Origin of the sequence: Gluconobacter sphaericus (assembly GCF_016757795.1) — a bacterium.
GTDB classification, from domain to species: domain Bacteria; phylum Pseudomonadota; class Alphaproteobacteria; order Acetobacterales; family Acetobacteraceae; genus Gluconobacter; species Gluconobacter sphaericus.
Genome location: NZ_CP068422.1, coordinates 1 through 16,794 on the forward strand (window position 1 = coordinate 1; position 16,794 = coordinate 16,794).

General features: G+C 50.7%; 18 protein-coding genes and 3 pseudogenes. 7 read left to right on the plus strand and 14 right to left on the minus strand.

What is annotated here, in order from left to right; genetic code table 11:
* Nucleotides 1-41: 41 nt before the first annotated feature.
* Nucleotides 42-1,271, plus strand: coding sequence for a polysaccharide biosynthesis/export family protein (locus IGS75_RS14945; RefSeq protein WP_202259080.1), 1,230 nt, complete (start codon nucleotides 42-44; stop codon nucleotides 1,269-1,271).
* A 57-nt stretch (nucleotides 1,272-1,328) separates the two neighbouring features.
* Here IGS75_RS14945 and IGS75_RS14950 read toward each other — a convergent pair whose 3' ends face one another.
* The 4 genes and pseudogenes from IGS75_RS14950 to IGS75_RS14965 form a co-directional block, all read right to left on the minus strand.
* Entirely contained in the window at nucleotides 1,329-1,976 is a 648-nt protein-coding gene (locus IGS75_RS14950) for an ABC transporter ATP-binding protein (RefSeq protein ID WP_194265751.1), read from the minus strand.
* A gap of 3 nt (nucleotides 1,977-1,979) precedes the next feature.
* Nucleotides 1,980-2,852, minus strand: a complete 873-nt coding sequence (locus IGS75_RS14955) for a capsule biosynthesis protein (RefSeq protein WP_202259082.1) — start codon at nucleotides 2,850-2,852, stop codon at nucleotides 1,980-1,982.
* Between the two features lie 796 nt (nucleotides 2,853-3,648).
* A pseudogene (locus IGS75_RS14960) lies at nucleotides 3,649-3,831 on the minus strand (IS630 family transposase); the annotation flags it as partial.
* A pseudogene (locus IGS75_RS14965) lies at nucleotides 3,807-3,944 on the minus strand (transposase); the annotation flags it as partial. The pseudogenes IGS75_RS14965 and IGS75_RS14960, both read right to left, overlap by 25 nt.
* Nucleotides 3,945-4,175: 231 nt before the next feature.
* Here IGS75_RS14965 and IGS75_RS14970 point away from each other — a divergent pair.
* The 4 genes from IGS75_RS14970 to IGS75_RS14985 all read left to right on the plus strand — a co-directional run bounded on the left by IGS75_RS14970 (nucleotide 4,176) and on the right by IGS75_RS14985 (nucleotide 8,905).
* Nucleotides 4,176-4,730, plus strand: a complete 555-nt coding sequence (locus tag IGS75_RS14970) for a D-glycero-alpha-D-manno-heptose-1,7-bisphosphate 7-phosphatase (RefSeq protein WP_237469183.1) — start codon at nucleotides 4,176-4,178, stop codon at nucleotides 4,728-4,730.
* Nucleotides 4,723-6,192, plus strand: a complete 1,470-nt coding sequence (gene rfaE1 / locus IGS75_RS14975) for a D-glycero-beta-D-manno-heptose-7-phosphate kinase (protein WP_202259086.1) — start codon at nucleotides 4,723-4,725, stop codon at nucleotides 6,190-6,192. Before IGS75_RS14970 ends, rfaE1 begins: the two co-directional genes overlap by 8 nt.
* Nucleotides 6,189-7,400 carry an AGE family epimerase/isomerase gene (locus IGS75_RS14980; RefSeq protein WP_237469184.1) on the plus strand — a complete coding sequence of 404 codons (1,212 nt, stop codon included), beginning with the start codon at nucleotides 6,189-6,191 and terminating at the stop codon, nucleotides 7,398-7,400. The genes rfaE1 and IGS75_RS14980 overlap by 4 nt, the downstream gene beginning before the upstream one ends.
* A 200-nt stretch (nucleotides 7,401-7,600) precedes the next feature.
* The gene (locus IGS75_RS14985) at nucleotides 7,601-8,905 is read left to right on the plus strand and encodes a glycosyltransferase family 4 protein (protein ID WP_202259094.1); all 1,305 of its coding nucleotides are present in this window, start codon (nucleotides 7,601-7,603) and stop codon (nucleotides 8,903-8,905) included.
* Nucleotides 8,906-9,161: 256 nt separating this feature from the next.
* Here IGS75_RS14985 and IGS75_RS14990 read toward each other — a convergent pair.
* The 3 genes and pseudogenes from IGS75_RS14990 to IGS75_RS15000 form a co-directional block, all read right to left on the minus strand.
* Nucleotides 9,162-9,462 (minus strand): annotated as a pseudogene (locus IGS75_RS14990) (transposase); the annotation flags it as partial.
* A 182-nt stretch (nucleotides 9,463-9,644) separates the two neighbouring features.
* Nucleotides 9,645-10,811: a hypothetical protein gene (locus IGS75_RS14995; RefSeq protein ID WP_202259096.1), complete on the minus strand. Its 1,167-nt coding sequence runs from the start codon at nucleotides 10,809-10,811 to the stop codon at nucleotides 9,645-9,647.
* 453 nt (nucleotides 10,812-11,264) lie between these two features.
* Nucleotides 11,265-11,465: a hypothetical protein gene (locus IGS75_RS15000; RefSeq protein WP_202259098.1), complete on the minus strand. Its 201-nt coding sequence runs from the start codon at nucleotides 11,463-11,465 to the stop codon at nucleotides 11,265-11,267.
* 97 nt (nucleotides 11,466-11,562) lie between these two features.
* On the opposite strand from IGS75_RS15000, the gene IGS75_RS15005 reads away from it, so the two are divergent.
* On the plus strand, nucleotides 11,563-11,781 hold the full coding sequence (locus tag IGS75_RS15005) for a helix-turn-helix domain-containing protein (protein WP_062027451.1): 219 nt from the start codon (nucleotides 11,563-11,565) through the stop codon (nucleotides 11,779-11,781).
* Nucleotides 11,782-11,868: 87 nt separating this feature from the next.
* On the plus strand, nucleotides 11,869-12,228 hold the full coding sequence (locus IGS75_RS15010; RefSeq protein WP_202259100.1) for a hypothetical protein: 360 nt from the start codon (nucleotides 11,869-11,871) through the stop codon (nucleotides 12,226-12,228).
* A gap of 50 nt (nucleotides 12,229-12,278) precedes the next feature.
* Here the strand turns inward: IGS75_RS15010 and IGS75_RS15015 are convergent, their stop codons facing one another.
* The 7 genes from IGS75_RS15015 to IGS75_RS15045 all read right to left on the minus strand — a co-directional run bounded on the left by IGS75_RS15015 (nucleotide 12,279) and on the right by IGS75_RS15045 (nucleotide 16,747).
* On the minus strand, nucleotides 12,279-12,665 hold the full coding sequence (locus tag IGS75_RS15015) for a type II toxin-antitoxin system VapC family toxin (protein WP_202259102.1): 387 nt from the start codon (nucleotides 12,663-12,665) through the stop codon (nucleotides 12,279-12,281).
* Nucleotides 12,662-12,907: a type II toxin-antitoxin system Phd/YefM family antitoxin gene (locus tag IGS75_RS15020; protein ID WP_062502485.1), complete on the minus strand. Its 246-nt coding sequence runs from the start codon at nucleotides 12,905-12,907 to the stop codon at nucleotides 12,662-12,664. Before IGS75_RS15020 ends, IGS75_RS15015 begins: the two co-directional genes overlap by 4 nt.
* Before the next feature lie 146 nt (nucleotides 12,908-13,053).
* The gene (locus tag IGS75_RS15025) at nucleotides 13,054-13,965 is read right to left on the minus strand and encodes a 3'-5' exonuclease (RefSeq protein ID WP_202259104.1); all 912 of its coding nucleotides are present in this window, start codon (nucleotides 13,963-13,965) and stop codon (nucleotides 13,054-13,056) included.
* Nucleotides 13,966-14,200: 235 nt separating this feature from the next.
* A complete protein-coding gene (locus tag IGS75_RS15030; RefSeq protein WP_237469185.1) occupies nucleotides 14,201-15,112 on the minus strand; it encodes a replication initiator protein A in 912 nt (303 codons plus the stop codon).
* Between the two features lie 34 nt (nucleotides 15,113-15,146).
* Nucleotides 15,147-15,419, minus strand: a complete 273-nt coding sequence (locus IGS75_RS15035) for a ribbon-helix-helix domain-containing protein (RefSeq protein WP_141353704.1) — start codon at nucleotides 15,417-15,419, stop codon at nucleotides 15,147-15,149.
* A gap of 19 nt (nucleotides 15,420-15,438) precedes the next feature.
* A complete protein-coding gene (locus tag IGS75_RS15040) occupies nucleotides 15,439-16,089 on the minus strand; it encodes an AAA family ATPase (protein ID WP_202259108.1) in 651 nt (216 codons plus the stop codon).
* A gap of 76 nt (nucleotides 16,090-16,165) precedes the next feature.
* A complete protein-coding gene (locus IGS75_RS15045) occupies nucleotides 16,166-16,747 on the minus strand; it encodes a tyrosine-type recombinase/integrase (protein WP_237469190.1) in 582 nt (193 codons plus the stop codon).
* Nucleotides 16,748-16,794 lie beyond the last annotated feature (47 nt).

Sequence of the window (16,794 nt, forward strand, 5' to 3'; positions counted from 1 at the left end):
TGGACAGTCTCAACGGGATAATTTAAGAATCAATGCCAGTTATGACGCGCTCTTTCTCCTCGCGACTGCCGCGCACAGCCTTTCTTGGTATTCTGGGAGTCCTCCAAGCTTCTTTTCTGACTCTGGCTGGATGCAGCGCCATGCCAGACAGTGGCCCCACTGAAAGTGGTGTACTGCAGGCATCACGGGATACGAAACATAATCCTTTGGATTTTGCCGTACTCCCGGTTACGCCGAACGTGGCGGCGATTCTGGCGGCTGAGATTCCTCCGTTCATTTCTTCGCTGGATACGGCTGATAATGCCCCAGCCCAGAATGATCGGGTAGGTGCGGGTGACGTCCTGACCATCACAGTCTTCGAACTGGGGAACGGTCTTTTCTCATCGGGCGGCAGTCTGTCGGCCGTCACCCAGTCCAATGGCATGGGGGCCGCTTCGGGAGGCGCGACTGGCGTAACAGCTGAGACACTTCCGCCGACTGAAGTCGAAACCGACGGGACAATCCTCGTTCCGTATGCAGGACGCCTGCATGTCGCGGGCAAGACCCCGCAGGCTGTTGCGGCAATGATCAGTGCGGGGCTGGCTGGGAAGTCACAGAACCCTCAGGTCATGGTCAGGATTGCCAGTGACATTTCCAATACGGTCATTGTTTCTGGTGAAGTCCATCATCCAGGCCGCGTCACACTGAGTACCGCTCAGGAACGTCTGTCCGACCTGATCGCCATCGCAGGCGGTGCCATCTATCCCCCCGAAGACACGCATGTGCAGCTTGTGCGTCGGGAACATACGGCAGCCACCGATCTGGGGACGCTGGAATCCTATCCCGCCCAGGATATCCGTGCGCGTCCTGGAGATCGGCTGCATGTTATCTATCAGCCGCGCACCTACACGGTATTTGGAGCAGCAGGGCGGGAGGCAACAGAAACACCGTTCAAGTCTCCTCATGTCTCCCTCGCAGAAGCTCTGGCGCGGGTCGGCGGCCCGTCTGACAGCCGTGCGGATCCGAACGCAGCTTTCCTCTTCCGTTTTGAAACTCCTGAGACGGCAAGAACGCTGAAAATCACGACACCCGCCACACCACTTGGTGTCCCGGTTGTCTATCAACTGGATCTCATGAATCCGACGTCGTATTTCGCCGCTCAACGTGTTCCCATGAAGAATCACGACGTACTTGTCATCGCCAATGCAAAAACCAATCGGTTCTATAAATTCACGCAGCTTATCAGCACACTGATCAGCCCGGCGATCACAGCGGCCTGGCTTGCCCGCTGAGGAGACGCAAATCCCTCCTATCCTGTCGAAACAGGATAGGAGGGACTATGGCTCATTTCACAGGTTTTCGTAAATGGCGATTGCCTCTTCGAGCGTCTCGTAGGGCTTGAGATGGCCCTGATCCAGAACACTGACCCTGTCGCAGGTATCGCGCATGAAGCCCATATCGTGCGAGACAACGATCATGGCCCGTTCGCTACGCTTATTGAACAATTCATCCTGACATCGCTTGTGAAAGCGGGCATCCCCCACCATGATGACCTCGTCGATCAGATAACAATCGAATTCGATCACAATGGACAAAGCAAAAGCCAGTCGTGCCCGCATACCTGAGGAATAGGTTTTGACCGGCTCGAGAAGTTGCCTGCCCAACTCTGCGAAGTCATCCACGAAGGCCCGAGTATAGGCGTAATCCAGACCGTAAATTCGTGAAACGAATTTCAGGTTATCCAGCCCGGTCAGGCTACCCTGAAACGCCCCTCCAAAGGCCAGTGGCCAAGATACGGTCATGGTGCGTTCAATGCGCCCACCCGTCATCGGCTCCACCCCGCCAATCAGACGGATCAGGGTAGATTTTCCTGCGCCGTTACGCCCAAGGATACCAAGCTTTTCCCCTCTGTTGAGAGTAAAGTTCACCTTGTCCAGAACCCGGCGTTGACCGCCGTGGACGGGATAATCCTTCGTGATGTCGATACAGCGCAGCATGTGTCAGACGCTCTTGTGTTCGCGGGCACCAGCCACAAGAAGGGCGCCCATCAGATACAACGCCAGCATGGTGGCAAATACGATTGCTATGTTGGCAAATGTCCGGGGATAGGCAGCATAGTCCGGCCGATTGGGTTTTGTGACCTCTTCAAGATAAAGCTGCTGCCTGTCCGCCTGGATTCGCGCTGCATCAAGAGCAGCATCAGCCGCACTCACTTCCCGTTCAAGAAGCTGACGCTGGAACACGAGATCTTCATATCCACTGATTTTGGGAACAAAAGTATTTTTTCCTCCTGTCACACGGGAGGAAGAATGGGTAATTTCCTGATCGAATGCTGCCATTCGGCGCTTGAGCACGGGAATGAGCGGGCTATCTGGCGTGGAATGCTGAAGCTGTTCGAGTTGAACGCGCGTGGCCATTTTCATTGTTTCCAGCCCTGCAATATCTGTCAGAAGAGGCTGGGACTGGCGCTGCGGATCAAGCATCGCGATGTCATTGCGATATGAGTCGATCTGGCTGTTGACTCCCCTCAGCCTTTCGATTGCAAGATCGCGCTCCTTGCGGGATGCGGAAATCGTGTTCTCCCGCTGCCGTTCATTCATTTCATTGACGAGCTGCTCGGCCGCAGCAATCAGCGCTTTGGCAATTCTCTGTGAATCGTCAGCCCTGAATGTTCGTACACGCAAAGTGGACAAGCCAGTGGTCGTGTCCAGTTCAGCCTTCACGTGGCGCTGATAATAGGAATAGAAATGCTCGAACGTAAGACCCGAGTAGAAGTTTGGATAACGCGCCAGAGCATCCGTTCCTGGCCGATCGAAAACACGGGCTAGGTCTTGCGTACGGAGGAGCAGTTGCGCTGCGTCGCGTGACGTCATGTATTCCTGAACGACATAAGTATCTTCCGTTCCTCCAGAACTCCCTCCGGACAACAGTCCAGCAAGAACCCCAGGGGATTGGGAGGGCTGCCCCCGGACCACGAATTCAGCTTCCGACTGGTATTGCGGAGAAGCAACCAATCCATAGTAGCCACTCGCAAGAACGGTCGGAAAAACAACGACCCCCAAGAAAATGGATCGGCGCCGGATCCAAGATATGATCTGGTTCATCCGGCCAGGAGATCTGCTTTCTCCGCTCATCCTATCATTCTCGAAACCTACAGATACCCTGTTCATATAGATCGGCTTGCCTCACGCTGCTGATCTGGCCACCATATATTAGTCTTGCCGTTCTGAGGACCTCTGTAAGGTATTCTCCTGAAAGCCCGATCACTGACCGCTTGTTCAGTCGGCTCTGTTGCAAAATTGGTACCCCTATTGAAAACAGCTTTTGATTTTGGCTTAGCCCGAATATCTCACACGGGTCGGTGCATCAGACGCTGAAATCGGCGAAAGTTTTTGTTGGAGAAGGAATATCCGCGAGCGAGATTGGAGACCAAATGCGGACAGAGTGTAGCGCGAACCAACTGGCTTTTGGAGAGGTTTCCGGACGCCGAATCATAGCAGATTTCGCGAGCGGGACGATCACGTCGGACGTGATCGCCTTGCCGATCGGAGCGGTTCTCGGTGTTTCAGAGATGCCTGCGCAACCCATTTTGTCGAATATGACGTTCGTTCCTTGGTGCTCCAGCGTGTAGCAGGGATTACGCTGGGGTATAATACCAACCGTTGATTGCTAGAACCTATGAACCCAATCACGCAGTCCCATTGACATGATGGGCCAAAGTTGTTCGACGAACAGGTTCCAGGCATGGCAAGCGATATCAACGATATCGTCATAGATTTTGAAGATTCTGTTTGAGAGCCATGTATTTCGGAGAAACTTCCAGGAATTTTCCACTGGGCGATCATCGTCTGATGCACCCCATGTTTCGACGCCAATTCCGCCACTGTCAGTTCCCCACGGATCGCTTTTAGGACAACCCGTGATTTGAACTCCGCTCCATACCTCTTGCGCGTAACCTTGCCCATAAAACCCGTCCTCTCTCAGGTCGGATTATAGCTTAGACCCCTGCCTGAAAAACGGGGTCCACCTCTACTCAAGACCCTGAGTGACCTCATACCTCATGAATACGTCTAGAAATCTGGACTTCAGGGCCAGAAAAATGCACCATCAATCCAATCCATAAAAATACCAGAATAAACACTTAACCTGATTGATGGAACGCTCAGGCGGTTATGAATGGCGGCGTAAGGAGCAACATGACCGAGACCATATTAGCCCCAAAGCATCCTACGGTCTTTCTGGATCGAGACGGCGTGATTAATGTTGATGTTGGATATCCACATCGTATCGAAATGTTCAGCTTCATACCCGGTGCCCCAGAAGCCATTAAACTCCTGAATGCGTCAGGGTATCAGGTCATAGTTGTCAGCAACCAGTCTGGCGTGGCCAGAGGTCTTTTTAGCGAGGAGGCAGTTAGGATATTCAATCAGCATATTACCCAGCGTCTTGCCCCTTTTGGAGCTCGAATTGATGCCTTTTATTTTTGCCCGTATCATCCCGATGCTGTGGTGGAGCGCTATCGTATTGATCACCATGAGCGCAAACCCCGTCCTGGAATGATTGAACGCGCTGCGCGCGAGAGAAATCTTGACCTGACGCGTTCTTTTTTAATTGGAGATCATGCGACAGATATTCAGGCGGCCACCGCGGCTGGAATACCAGGTTATCTGTTCAAAGGAGATAATCTTTTCTCTTTTTTAAAGCGCATTATTCCAATGTCCTCATCAGCATGTGTGATTTTTCATGATTGAAAATTTTAAATTCGGCCGCATCGCTGTTATCGGTGACCTTCTCTTGGACAAGTATGTGTTCGGTTCTGTTGGGCGTATTTCGCCAGAGGCACCAGTCCCGGTCTTACTTAAAACACGCCTGAGCGCTGTACCCGGTGGTGCAGCCAATGTTGCCGTCAATGCTGCGGCTCTGGGTTGTACGGTTAATCTGATTGGGGTTGTAGGAGAAGATGAACAAGCAAATACCCTACGCCAGACCATAAAAAATTGGCCAGGTATTGATGTGAAAGGATTAGTGGTTGAATCTGGATGGACAACTATTTCTAAAACACGTGTGCTGAGCGGACAACAGCAGATTGTCCGTATTGATGAAGAGAATATCATAAATTTTTCTCAAATTACCAATTATCGTCTTATAGAATCGGTAAAAAAAGCACTGGAAACAGCAGATTTATTGATTTGTTCCGACTATGCTAAAGGAGTGCTGTCTGATTTTGTCCTGCGTGCGGTTATTGATCATGCGCGATCCGTAAATGTGCCAATTATTGTTGATCCAAAACGCAAGAATTTTTCTGCTTACCGAGGTGCTTCCCTAATCACTCCAAACCGTTCGGAAATGGCACAGGCAACAGGGCACCCTCTAACCAGTGACGTTGAAGTCGAAAAAGCCGCTCAGATTGCCTCAGAGCAATTTGGGGGCGATGTTCTAGTCACCCGCTCGGAAGAAGGTATGACCCTGTGGCAGCGGAACGGCAATGTGCGCCATGAAGCTGCTCGTAAGTCTGAAGTTTATGATGTTTCCGGTGCGGGAGATACCGTCCTGGCCACGGTTGCCGCTGTTCTATCTGCGGGTCAGGATATTAATACAGCCGTTGTCATTGCAAATGTTGCAGCATCCATTGCTATAAGTAAGCTCGGCACAGCTGCCGTCTCCAATACTGAGCTTAGTCATGAATTAATAGAAGATATCGCTGATACAGGCATGGTTGCCTCTCTCTCCCAAGCACGACGTATGATACAGAAGTGGCGCCAGCATGGGGCGTCTATCGTGTTCACTAATGGCTGTTTTGATTTGGTGCATCCGGGCCATATTTCGCTCCTGCGCGGAGCGGCGCAAAAAGGAGATAAACTGGTTGTTGGCATTAATAGTGATGCCTCCGTACGGCGTCTCAAAGGACCAACCCGCCCGGTTCAGAACGAGCAGGCGCGAGCCATCGTGATTGGTGCCCTGCGCGAAGTAGACATGGTGATCATCTTTGATGAAGACACTCCTCTGGAAATTATTAAAGAAATCATACCTGATGTACTTGTGAAAGGTGCCGATTATACTGAGGGTTCTGTAGTTGGTGGGGATATAGTAAAAAAACATGGCGGACGAGTAGAGATAATTAATTTGGTGGAAGACTTCTCAACCAGTAATTTGGTTAAAAAAATGATCCAGTCACATCACGTTTCTCTGAAAGGCATGATGGGCGATAAATGACCCATCCCATGGTAGAGAAACAGCCTTCTCTCGATACAGAATCGAGTACTCAGTGGACAGAATGGATGGTGCAAAAGGCTCTCCCGCTCTGGAGTGCCGCGGGATATGATCGCACACGGCGATTATATCATGAACGTTTAACGTTCGACGCAACCCCAATCGTTACGCCTGACTTGCGTCTAATGGTCCAAGCCAGACAAATTGCGACCTTTTGCCGCGCTTCTCTAGACGGTGTTTTTAATGCCTCTCAAGACGCCTTGGACTGCCTGGCTGAAGTGCAAAATCGCTATTGGCGTAGCGATAACCAACCTGGTTGGGTCTTCGCTTTAGGGGTAGATGGACGCCCATCGAAAACAACGCGAGACTTATATGCCCATGCTTTTATTTTGTATGCCTATGCTTGGACTTATCATCTGAGCAGAGATAAAAATCTCTTAAAAACCGTAAACGAAACAATTAATGAAATAGAAAGTATTTTTCAGGAAGGATTTGAGGGTTTTTTGAGTGAATTCCCGGTGATTAATAGTATGCGCCATCAAAACCCTCATATGCATTTACTTGAGGCGTATCTAGTATTGTTTGAAGTAACTGAAGATCAATTTTACCTTGATAAGGCGAAGTATATTGTTGCGTTGGTGAAGAATAAATTTATTAATTCACGTTCTGGTATGGTAATGGAATTTTTATCATCGAACTGGACCGTATGTGAAAAATTTGGATCTAATGCTGTAGAGCCAGGACATCTATTTGAATGGTCTTGGCTTATGAGTGAGGTTATACGTCTTAGCCCAGAAGATCCTAAAATAAAAAATCTACATACTATAGCAGAACGTCTTTTTAATTCTGGCGTACAGTATGGAATTGTACACGGAATGGTTTGCGACGGCATAACAGACGACGGGACTATCACACATACCAGCACTCGTATCTGGCCACAGACGGAACTGATTCGCCTTCTGGCCTACCGTAGTAAAAGGTTGACAATAAATATGCAAAATATAACAGAAAACTACTTGTTCGTTACCATGACGCGCATATTTTTTTCATCTTATGCCCCTAATTCTCTACAGGGGGGATGGTTTGATCGCCGAAACGCAAAAGGAAAAATAACTGTTGATCATATGCCTGCAAGCTCCCTTTATCATATTTATGGTGCTGCTAGAGAATTTTTCAGTTCTGACCAAGTGACGCGCCTCCCAAAAATGTAACCATTTAAAAATAGATTCCGAAAAGGATACGGACGGATGAAGCGCAGTCGTTTGGCGGAAGGGTTGCTGGGGGGGGGCATGTCACTACGGATCGTAGTTTCTGACCCTTGTATCGAGATATTGTAGCTGCAAGACAGTTTTTTTCCGCTCCAAATTAGCGGTTTAATGCCTTTCCCTCTTTCCCATCGAAGGAAGTTCAAGTGTCTATTCAACCTCGCCTTCACGTCACTCTTGATGGTTTTAATCTTGCTCTTCCTCGTGGCACAGGGGTAGCGACCTATGCGCGAACATTGAGTTATGCTCTCAAAGAGATGTCCTATGAAGTCGACGTGCTGTATGGCCTGAATATTCCAGCTAAAGCACAAAGTCTGCTTCGTGAGATTCTATTTTTCGATCAGGTCTGCTCGGAGGAACAAAGCCGTCGGGCACGTTTCATGGGCGCACGCTGGAAGGAACGATTTCGCGCCGAACTTCTGGGGCATCGGGCGGTTAGTATTCCGGTAGATAGGCATGTGGACACCCGTTCTTTTTCGGAGCGACTTCCAGCCTTTGATAGCTTGTTTAATGCACGGGATCTGTTCATCACCGCATGGACACATTATCGTCGGACCCGTCGTTTCCTAAATATCACACTTCCCAATACGCCAGATGTCATGCACTGGACTTATCCGCTACCAATCAGGGCCCGCAATACAAGGAATGTCTATACCATTCACGATCTTGTTCCTTTGCGATTGCCGCATACTACTCTGGATAATAAGACCAACCATCTTCGGTTAATCACGGATATTGTACAGAATGCAGATGCGATCTGTACTGTTTCGGAAGCTTCTAAGCGGGATATTATCGATTTCGCGCCCCAAGCCTCAGCCATCACCTATAACACCTATCAGTCAGTCAGAGAGCAGAGCGCTGTCCAAAATCTTTCCATTGATATTATTAGACAGACCCTTAACCGGCTCTATGACCTTAGAGTAGGTGGATATTTCCTTTATTACGGCTCTATCGAGCCCAAAAAGAACATCGCGCGCCTCATTGAAGCTTTTCTGGCATCCGAAAGCCAACGACAATTGGTCGTGGTAGGTGCAATGGCTTGGAAAGCAGAAAACGAACAGCAGCTTTTAGAACGTGGCAAGCGTCTGGGACGTATTATCCAGATGGAATACCTACCGGAAAATGATCTCATGATGTTAATCCGTGGCACAAGGGCTGTTCTGTTTCCCTCCCTTACCGAGGGTTTTGGGTTACCCGTTGTAGAAGCTATGATGATGGGAACACCTGTCATGACCTCTCGAGAAGCATCACTGCCGGAAGTCGTAGGGCAGGCAGGTCTAATGGTGGATGCATATGATACAATCAGCATCATGGAAGGTATTCAGACACTTGATCAGGACGATGCCCTCTGCAATCAAATGTGTCAGAAGGGGCCAGTACAAGCACGGAATTTTGACATGACAAATTACCAGGCCAAACTGAAGAAATTCTACAATACTGTCTTGGACTGACGGTTTTTGCAATGGTTTCCGGTCTGCGTTTTGAGCAGATTGGGAGTTGTCCCTCGCTGGATGGCTATGCGCTCGCGTTCAATCTTTCGAGAAAGAGGAAGCGGGGCATAGGCTTGAGATGCGGCTTCTTCCTGTGAACCTTTGAGACAAAGCCCTTCTTTTCCATGAAGTCTTCATTGGCTTTTGAGCGATACGCTGTATCAGCCCAGACGCTTGAGGCCGTATTGGTTTTATCCAGCAGCCCATCGATCGCACCCGCTCGTGTCAGACGCTCGCGGAACAGCCAGGCTGTTCTGGCATCAGGCACCCGATCTGAAAGCCCCGGCCAAGGAAGCGCATGAACGACAGGCGATCGTTGATCAGATACTCTGTCCGTTCATCGGACAAATTGTTCAACGTCTGGATCACCAGGATTTTGAACATCAGTATCGGATCAAACGGCGGACGCCCGCCTTTTCTCCCGTCTGAATAGGCCAGTGCCTGTCCAGATCAGGGCGGAAGACTGCAAAATCCACAATCTGGGAAAAAGCTTCGAGCTGATCACCAAGCCCACTCAACCGGGCAAACCGCTCTTCAACATCACAGAAACCAGCCTGCCTGCCTCATAGCGCCATTCCTTCAACCAGAACCGGACGAATGGAATCACAGAGCTGGTTTCAAAACCAGGGGGTTTTTCGAACCCTACACCTGATGTTCTGAGATCGTTTCATCCAGGACGTAGGGACCTGCGGCCCTGCTGTCAATAAAGCTCATCCCGATTGGGCTTGCTGTTATGGACGACGGTTGTCCCACTTCCAGGAAACCGCCCTGCCCGCTTTTCTTCCCAGGTCAAACGTCGCGTCTTCTCTGGCTGTTCATTCTTCTTCTCTTTAGCCTGCTTAACGACCGGAACAGGCTGGATGGTGGCTCTGGAGACCTCTTTCAACACAGGCGCGGCTTTCACCTGAAGAGCCCGCCGGACCCTCTCCCGAAAGGCTGGCAGCGGAATATCGAACGCTTCCCCATAACGATCGAAAAGCCAAAGACGGATTGATTCATACGACCAACGCTCCGCGATGAATGTCTGGATCTGCTCCGTTTCCCGGATCAGGAGCACCCGACAGGCATCCCGCCCCCGGGGAATGGGTAATCCTGTCTTACGATCTGCATTCACAACGGCCATTGTTTCTTCCTCAGGCCTCTCCTGTTTTGAAATGACGGGCTCTGTCCCGAAAGGTTCTTGTCCCATAAGCAACCGCTGTACGACCCGAGCTGCTGGAATGGTCTCGTCAGACCGGAAGCGCACGTAGCCCGGACGTGCCGGTGGTTTCCAGGAGTTTGCCTTCCGTCTGATCCGCCCCCAGTCTTTTTTTGCAAAGCCGTGCAGCTCAAAGACCTGCTGCCTCACCCCCTTGAACCCTGGCAACCGCACCAAACGCGCCATAACAGCCTTGATGGCATCATCACTGCGTGTGGTCCGGATCGCAGCCTGGATCTCTCCCTGCCATTCCTGCACACGCTCCCGGGTCATCCGCCAGGACCAGGTGGGCTTTGCTTTCAGGCTCGGCAACTGAGCCAGCTCGAACTCCGTTCCCCAAGACAAGCGACCGTATTTGTCTGAAACCTGTCGGCGTCCATGTTCCCGCTGAAAGGCTGCGTTCTCTCCATCCGTAAAGAGCAGCCACCACAGGAAACGCGTCGTTCCCTGTTCGGGGTATGCGAAGAAACGCACACCGGCTGCGCCCTTCTGCCGCTGACGACAGCGCTGCCAACGGGACAGTCCTATGTCATAGCGCTCGGCAAATTTCTCTTCGAGCGCCAGAAGTTTCTCTGCTGAGACAACCCCGGAGACATGCCAGGTATATCCACGGGCCACAGCACTCTGCATGGCCTGCATGACGGATGTCTTGTGCACCGGGATCTGCATCTCTCACCTTCACTCAATCCCAGAAATCGCAGTTTTCAGCGGTATCTCGGAAACTCATGGAAACGCTCGAATATGTACGATAAAGCATGATAACTCACGATATCGCAACATCATATAAGTTAAAGAACTTCGATAAAAAAATGAGCTTTGCAACTTTATAATAAGAAGTTCCTCATGCGAATGAGGAAGAATGTGCCGCCCACACATCTGACTTGACCCTGGGCCAGAGAAATTTTCATACTGAAAAACGGATGGAGAGACGCCTCGCGAAAAAGACAATCTCCCCACCCTTAGCCTACAGACGACTACTCAGCGGGTGACTTCAGAGCGGCCCCAACCGCTTACCCCAAGGCTCAGGACATTCCCCCAGTGTCCTGAGCCACTCATCTGCTACTCAGCAGACGCAATCCAACAATTTGTCAGAACAGGGCTAGAGAGAGGAAAAGCTCTCCGTCAGGGACGCTCATGCCAGGGAACCGCGCGCTTTTCTCCGAGATCGTGAGGATCAATTTCAATCCCGGCTTTCAACAGGGCGCGCATCAACACCTCTTTTTGGGTTGTATCCCGAAGAGCGGCTGTCCGGCTTAATGCCCGCATGGTTGTCTCAGTGACTTTCACATTGAGATTGACGGCTTTCTGGCGCGGCTGCGGCATGGATTTCTTCCTGGCAAGAGAGAGGAAATGCAAAGGCATGCATGATTACATACTATAGTTGATAAACTTATAGTGTGTAAGTCGTCACGGTCCCATCATGGACATGAAACGGCTTGTCGGAAAGAATTTTGCGCGCCTGAGGCAGGAGAAGGGACTGACCCAGGAGCAGGTGGAAGAACGCTCCGGGTTCAGCCAGCAGTATCTGAGCGGTCTGGAGCGTGGTCACCGCAATCCGACAGTCGTGACGCTGTACGAACTGGCACAGGCGCTTGAGACGACGCCTGTGGAGTTCCTGAAGCCTGTCAGTTTCGACTGAACGTTCCTGCTGGAAAGCAAACGTGAGAAACTGCACGTGTTGATGAAGATCCGCAGGAAGCTACTGGAACTGAACAGGAGACATTACATGAAACACCTGTCGCTGATTTTCATGACCCTGACGCTTCTTCTTTTACCAGCTTCAGGCTTTGCCCAGAACGCAGAAGACTGGCTGCCTCAGTCAGGAGTTAAGTCGCCCTATAGCCCTTTGGCCGTTCCAACAACGCTGAAGCCAGTCCCGGACTCTCTGGCGAGCCTGTTGAGCAAAGGCTACCGGATTACGACTACAGCGGATTATGGCGGCTCAGGAGCCCTTTTCACGTTGTTCCGGCACAAGCAGACCGTGCTCTGCGTTCTGACGGCCCCGACGCCGGGAACAGATCAGAACGTCCCGACATCACGCTGCTGGTCGCTGAATGAACCGACGTCAGAGGCAGTGAAAAAGTAACGGATGAAGAGGCAGTCTGAGAAACATCAGCAAGGGATGTCAGATATTTTTCAGACTGCTTCGATCGGCCCGGGATAGGCCTGTACGAGCGGATCATGGGTCAGAAGAAGCAATCCTTCCACCATGGCCTGTGCCACAAGGATGCGGTCAAAAGGATCCCGATGCACATCAGGAAGCTGTCCGACCGCCAGGGCATGCTGCCCGGTGACGGGTAGTTCCTCATAGCCGTTTTCGATCAGACCGCGTCGTAGCAGATGGGGATCGATCTGGAAGTCTACACGTCCCAGTCCTGCCTTGATGGTGACTTCCCACAGGCTGGCAGCACTGAACACCAGGACATTGTTCTGATCTTCCATCAGGGATCTTGCACGCACTGACAGCCTGTCAGGCTCTCCGGCAGCCCAGAGCAAAAGATGGGTATCCAGAAGCAGCTTCATGCCGGACCGTCGAACAGGGAGATGACATCTTCCTGGCCCATGCGATCAAAGTCCTCCGGAACCCGGATCTGTCCGGCCAGAAAACCCAGACGGCGCTTCTGTGTCTCTTCGGGAGCCGTAATCGGACTGACCCGCACCATGGGCCGACCGGCTTTGGCGATGATGAAGCTTTCCCCTTTCATGGCGGCCTCGATCAGCCGGGACAGATGGGTCTTGGCTTCGTGAATATTGACCGTCCGCATGACAGAAAACTCCTGATCCAGATCACGAAAACTTAGTCATACTGATTTAGTTTATCAAGAGAGATCTTTCTGCAGCCGGTATTACGATACGACGGCTTTAAATCGTCAGATCCGGAAGTAAGCAGCTTCCGCCCTCGGTCCGGGCCTCAGACCCGACTGGTAAAGCGGTCTCCAGCTTCGACGGGACGGACAGTGATGTCTACCTCCCGCTGATAAATTTCGGTGCGGAGAAAGCGGATTTCGTCTTCAGCCTTTTCAGGTGGTTTGTCGATAAACCAGGCTTTGGGCCGACCATCGGAACCGTCGTTCCAGCAGTACCCTCGGGCCTTGAGTGTGTCCTTGAGCTCGAAGGGCGCGTATTCGGCCCACAGACGCTTCCAGACTGTTCTGGCACGCTCCAGTAGCAGGGATAGGGCGGAGCGGTTCTCCGGGAAGCCTGTATGGCCCAGAAGGGCGATGGCAGCCTGACAGTCATCCACCGCCCGGTGCCCGTCAAAGAAAAATCCGGCCTGCAGACCCAGATGCCCCAGTTTGCGCCCCTCAAAGCCTGCCTGGTTCCAGGGAACGTCTTCCATGGAGCAGGCCCAGGGTCTGTTCACAAAAGCCGGGCAGAAACGTTCGAGGAAAGGACGATCGAATGCGGCATTATGAGCAATCACCAGACTGGCATCCGGGGCGAAAGCCGCCACGTCGTCAGCCGAGACGGTCTGGCCGGCCAGACGTCCGGGCGTTAGCCCTGTCAGATCCTGGACAAGGGAAGGTACGGGAATGGAAGGTTCTCGCAGACGGCTGAAGGCAGGCAGGGTTCCGAGCAGGATTCCATCGATGCGATAAATGAATGGAACCATGCCAATTTCGATAATTTCGTCCTGTCGAGGATTCAGACCGGTGGTCTCCAGATCCACAAATAGACCGGTGCGCAGCCCCCTGCCCTCAGGTCTGTGGTTCAGAACGGAAGGACGTAGGCGTCTGAGCACCCGATAATCTTCCGAAGCTTCCAGATGGTTGGCCAGAGCGTCCAGAGAGCGGTTAGGAAGAGGAAGGTTATCCACAGGCATTCAGGTTTCAAATAGTTTTAAATGTTTTAAATAGTTTTAGGAGAAAAAAAGTCGATTTTATCTTTTTTTTTCAATGCCTTGCAAAGAAGGATGGTTCCTAAAAGACGGAGTTTGGTTCCTAAAAGACGGAGTTTGGTTCCTAAAAGACGGAGTTTGGTTCCTAAAAGACGGAACTTTCACAGGTGGGTGGGGCAGATTAAGGCTTTCTACCTTAAGGCCTTTCCTTCTCCGTCTATTAGGAACCCAAAGAAGAAAGTTGCTTCTCTGAACGGTATCTCATGATGAGAAGTGGTCCGTCTCGTCCACTTTCTTCGTAAAGGTCATATTCCGGAAGGTCGTTCCGTTTAACAAACGCTCTAAGTTCGTATGAACATCTTTTAAAAGTTCCTTGGCTACCACTACGTTCATAAATTAACCGGAATGACCATTTAGCTTCGTTTTTTCCGGCCGCTACTCTTGCTAATCTATATAAAAATCTTCCGAGCCCAGGTTTTAAAAGGAAATAATCTGGATGGACGGTAAGGACTTCAGGATCTTCTGATTCTACTACTGCAGAGTATAGCCAATTAGGAAGCTCTATCTCTACAGCCATTACACGCCCTGTATCTGCATATGATATGGTTTTATAATCGTTTATTAATCCAGATCCAGTAGTTTCTCGAACAGTACGGCCGCCTCTAGTCTTCTTTTCGCCACGAACTATTTCAAGAGAAGTTTGTTTAAGGCGCCGTAAAGCGGTTTCAACTGCTTCATATTGCCTACCGCCATCAGATTGCCGACAAAATTTTAATATGTCTGACACTTGAGGAGAAAAAATTCGGCCAGGTTTTTCTCCTAAACCAGATCGATATTTATTCATAGCTTCGGTTAAATATGAAATACCCATCAAAATTATATCATAATCCCAAATAGAGGCCATGCCATCAGGACCACTAGTTATACGTACATAACCATCAGGAAGATGATGTATCATTACATCATTTTCGCGTTTATCTTTTTTAGATAGACGAAATACTGCGACATCCATAACGCCACGATTATCTTTTGTCGCAAGATCGTATAATCCGGGAACAAAAAAATCCCCTTGTTCTTGATCAGAAGGAGCGGAGCGAAAAGTTTTGCTAGAGGGACCTTTTTCAATAACCATAAGAGATCCTTTCAATTTCATTTTAATATTAAATTCACTTAAAAACATCTCCTTCTAAGGCCCTATAAATCGCCATATTTATAATCCCTGCACGAGCCTGACCGGTTCTTTTGGCAATTTCATCAACGCGCTGCAGCAGTTCTGGGGCAATCGTTAAACTGATTTGTCGTTTATGTCCTTTCGGTATGCCCTTGTTGTATGTTTCTGGAATTGATTCTGTGGAAATTCCACCATCCGGTGCTCCCGCAATGAATGCGTCCTCTACCGAGGAAGAGGTTGGTCTCTGGGGTCTTTTCAAAATAACCATTATGATATCCTTATGATATTTATTTAATATTAAAAAGAGATCCAATTAGCTTTTCAATCTCTTTGCAAGCCTTTGCGTCTTTTATGGGCATCTCCGCAACAGATAACCCAGCACCACTAGCGTTACTAAATGCTTTTCGACGCCGAATAGGCATATCTAAATATTGAAATTGCTTCACTTCGGACACAGCAGATGCTGCTTCCGAGTTATCCGATGAATGCAACCCCGGATCTGCTTGGTTCATAACAGCAAAGCAATTTAAGCCGTCTCGGACGCTGCGTGCTTCATCAATTAGCTTAGCCATATCATCGAGAGCCCACACATCGTATGAGCGTGGAGCAAATGGAACTAATAAAATATCCGATAAAATTAATGAGGCGCGTAGAGCTGTAGAATCTCTGCCTCCTGCATCTATAATGATATCGTCCCATTTGTTTTTCTGCTGTTGGATTTGTCCTCGTAAAGTAGGACCGTCCGCATATTGTGCACAGGCAATTCCAGGGCTCTGTTTCGCTTCTGTACGGATAGAAATCGCAGAGGCTGCGGTTCCTTGGCGATCTCCATCGATCAACCAGACGTCTCGTCCTTGGAGCGCTCTAAAAATAGCAATTTGAACTGCAAGAGTGGTTTTCCCTACACCGCCTTTCGTGTTGCCAACAGTGAGAATCATATAATCTCCTTTTTACATCTTTTTAATATTAAAAGAATGTCCAATAAGCGTTTAAATAAGTCTCTAAAAATATGTTTTAGATTAACCACATTTTCCTTGCAATAGTCTGCTCCTCGTCGCCGGAGGCGTTGGCGTAAATGGCGGTGGTGGAGAGCTGGGCATGACCGAGCCATTTCTGCACGAGATTGAGCGGAATGCCGGTGGAGACCGCCGCCACGCCAAAGGCATGCCGCAGGCCCTTGGGAGAGGCGGCCGGCCCGGACAGACCGGCCTCATCCATGACCCGGTGCACCATGCGCCAGCCGGTCATTCGGGCCACCGGCCACAGACGCAGGGAGCGACCCCGGTCCCGACGCGCCTGCGCTTCGCGGACGCCGTGTACCAGATCAAGCGCCTCGAGCAGGGCAGGCGGGACGGGCACGGCCCGGTAAATCCCAATCTGGCGCTTCTTTAGGCTTTCGAACACCAGCACGCCGCCGACCAGATCCACCCGGTCGGCGGTCAGGGCCAGGGCCTCGGACAGGCGGCATCCCGACCAGGCCAGGGTCATGGCGAGCGTGCGGACATCGCGTGGCGCCCGCTCGGCCACTTTCAGGAAAGCGGTGCGCTCGGAAACGGTCAGATATTTCCGCGCCCCCGAGGGATCAAACAGCTGCATCCCCGCCTGAGGCGCCACGCCACCGCCAGACGGATCCTTCCTGTCAA

Excerpts from the sequence above, each read along its gene's own strand:
- IGS75_RS14945 (WP_202259080.1), top strand. The coding sequence starts at position 42 with ATGACGCGCTCTTTCTCCTCGCGACTGCCGCGCACAGCCTTTCTTGGT.
- IGS75_RS14950 (WP_194265751.1), bottom strand. The coding sequence starts at position 1,976 with ATGCTGCGCTGTATCGACATCACGAAGGATTATCCCGTCCACGGCGGT.
- IGS75_RS14955 (WP_202259082.1), bottom strand. The coding sequence starts at position 2,852 with ATGACGTCACGCGACGCAGCGCAACTGCTCCTCCGTACGCAAGACCTA.
- IGS75_RS14970 (WP_237469183.1), top strand. The coding sequence starts at position 4,176 with ATGACCGAGACCATATTAGCCCCAAAGCATCCTACGGTCTTTCTGGAT.
- rfaE1 (WP_202259086.1), top strand. The coding sequence starts at position 4,723 with ATGATTGAAAATTTTAAATTCGGCCGCATCGCTGTTATCGGTGACCTT.
- IGS75_RS14980 (WP_237469184.1), top strand. The coding sequence starts at position 6,189 with ATGACCCATCCCATGGTAGAGAAACAGCCTTCTCTCGATACAGAATCG.
- IGS75_RS14995 (WP_202259096.1), bottom strand. The coding sequence starts at position 10,811 with ATGCAGATCCCGGTGCACAAGACATCCGTCATGCAGGCCATGCAGAGT.
- IGS75_RS15000 (WP_202259098.1), bottom strand. The coding sequence starts at position 11,465 with ATGCCGCAGCCGCGCCAGAAAGCCGTCAATCTCAATGTGAAAGTCACT.
- IGS75_RS15005 (WP_062027451.1), top strand. The coding sequence starts at position 11,563 with ATGGACATGAAACGGCTTGTCGGAAAGAATTTTGCGCGCCTGAGGCAG.
- IGS75_RS15010 (WP_202259100.1), top strand. The coding sequence starts at position 11,869 with ATGAAACACCTGTCGCTGATTTTCATGACCCTGACGCTTCTTCTTTTA.
- IGS75_RS15015 (WP_202259102.1), bottom strand. The coding sequence starts at position 12,665 with ATGAAGCTGCTTCTGGATACCCATCTTTTGCTCTGGGCTGCCGGAGAG.
- IGS75_RS15020 (WP_062502485.1), bottom strand. The coding sequence starts at position 12,907 with ATGCGGACGGTCAATATTCACGAAGCCAAGACCCATCTGTCCCGGCTG.
- IGS75_RS15025 (WP_202259104.1), bottom strand. The coding sequence starts at position 13,965 with ATGCCTGTGGATAACCTTCCTCTTCCTAACCGCTCTCTGGACGCTCTG.
- IGS75_RS15030 (WP_237469185.1), bottom strand. The coding sequence starts at position 15,112 with ATGGTTATTGAAAAAGGTCCCTCTAGCAAAACTTTTCGCTCCGCTCCT.
- IGS75_RS15035 (WP_141353704.1), bottom strand. The coding sequence starts at position 15,419 with ATGGTTATTTTGAAAAGACCCCAGAGACCAACCTCTTCCTCGGTAGAG.
- IGS75_RS15040 (WP_202259108.1), bottom strand. The coding sequence starts at position 16,089 with ATGATTCTCACTGTTGGCAACACGAAAGGCGGTGTAGGGAAAACCACT.
- IGS75_RS15045 (WP_237469190.1), bottom strand. The coding sequence starts at position 16,747 with ATGCAGCTGTTTGATCCCTCGGGGGCGCGGAAATATCTGACCGTTTCC.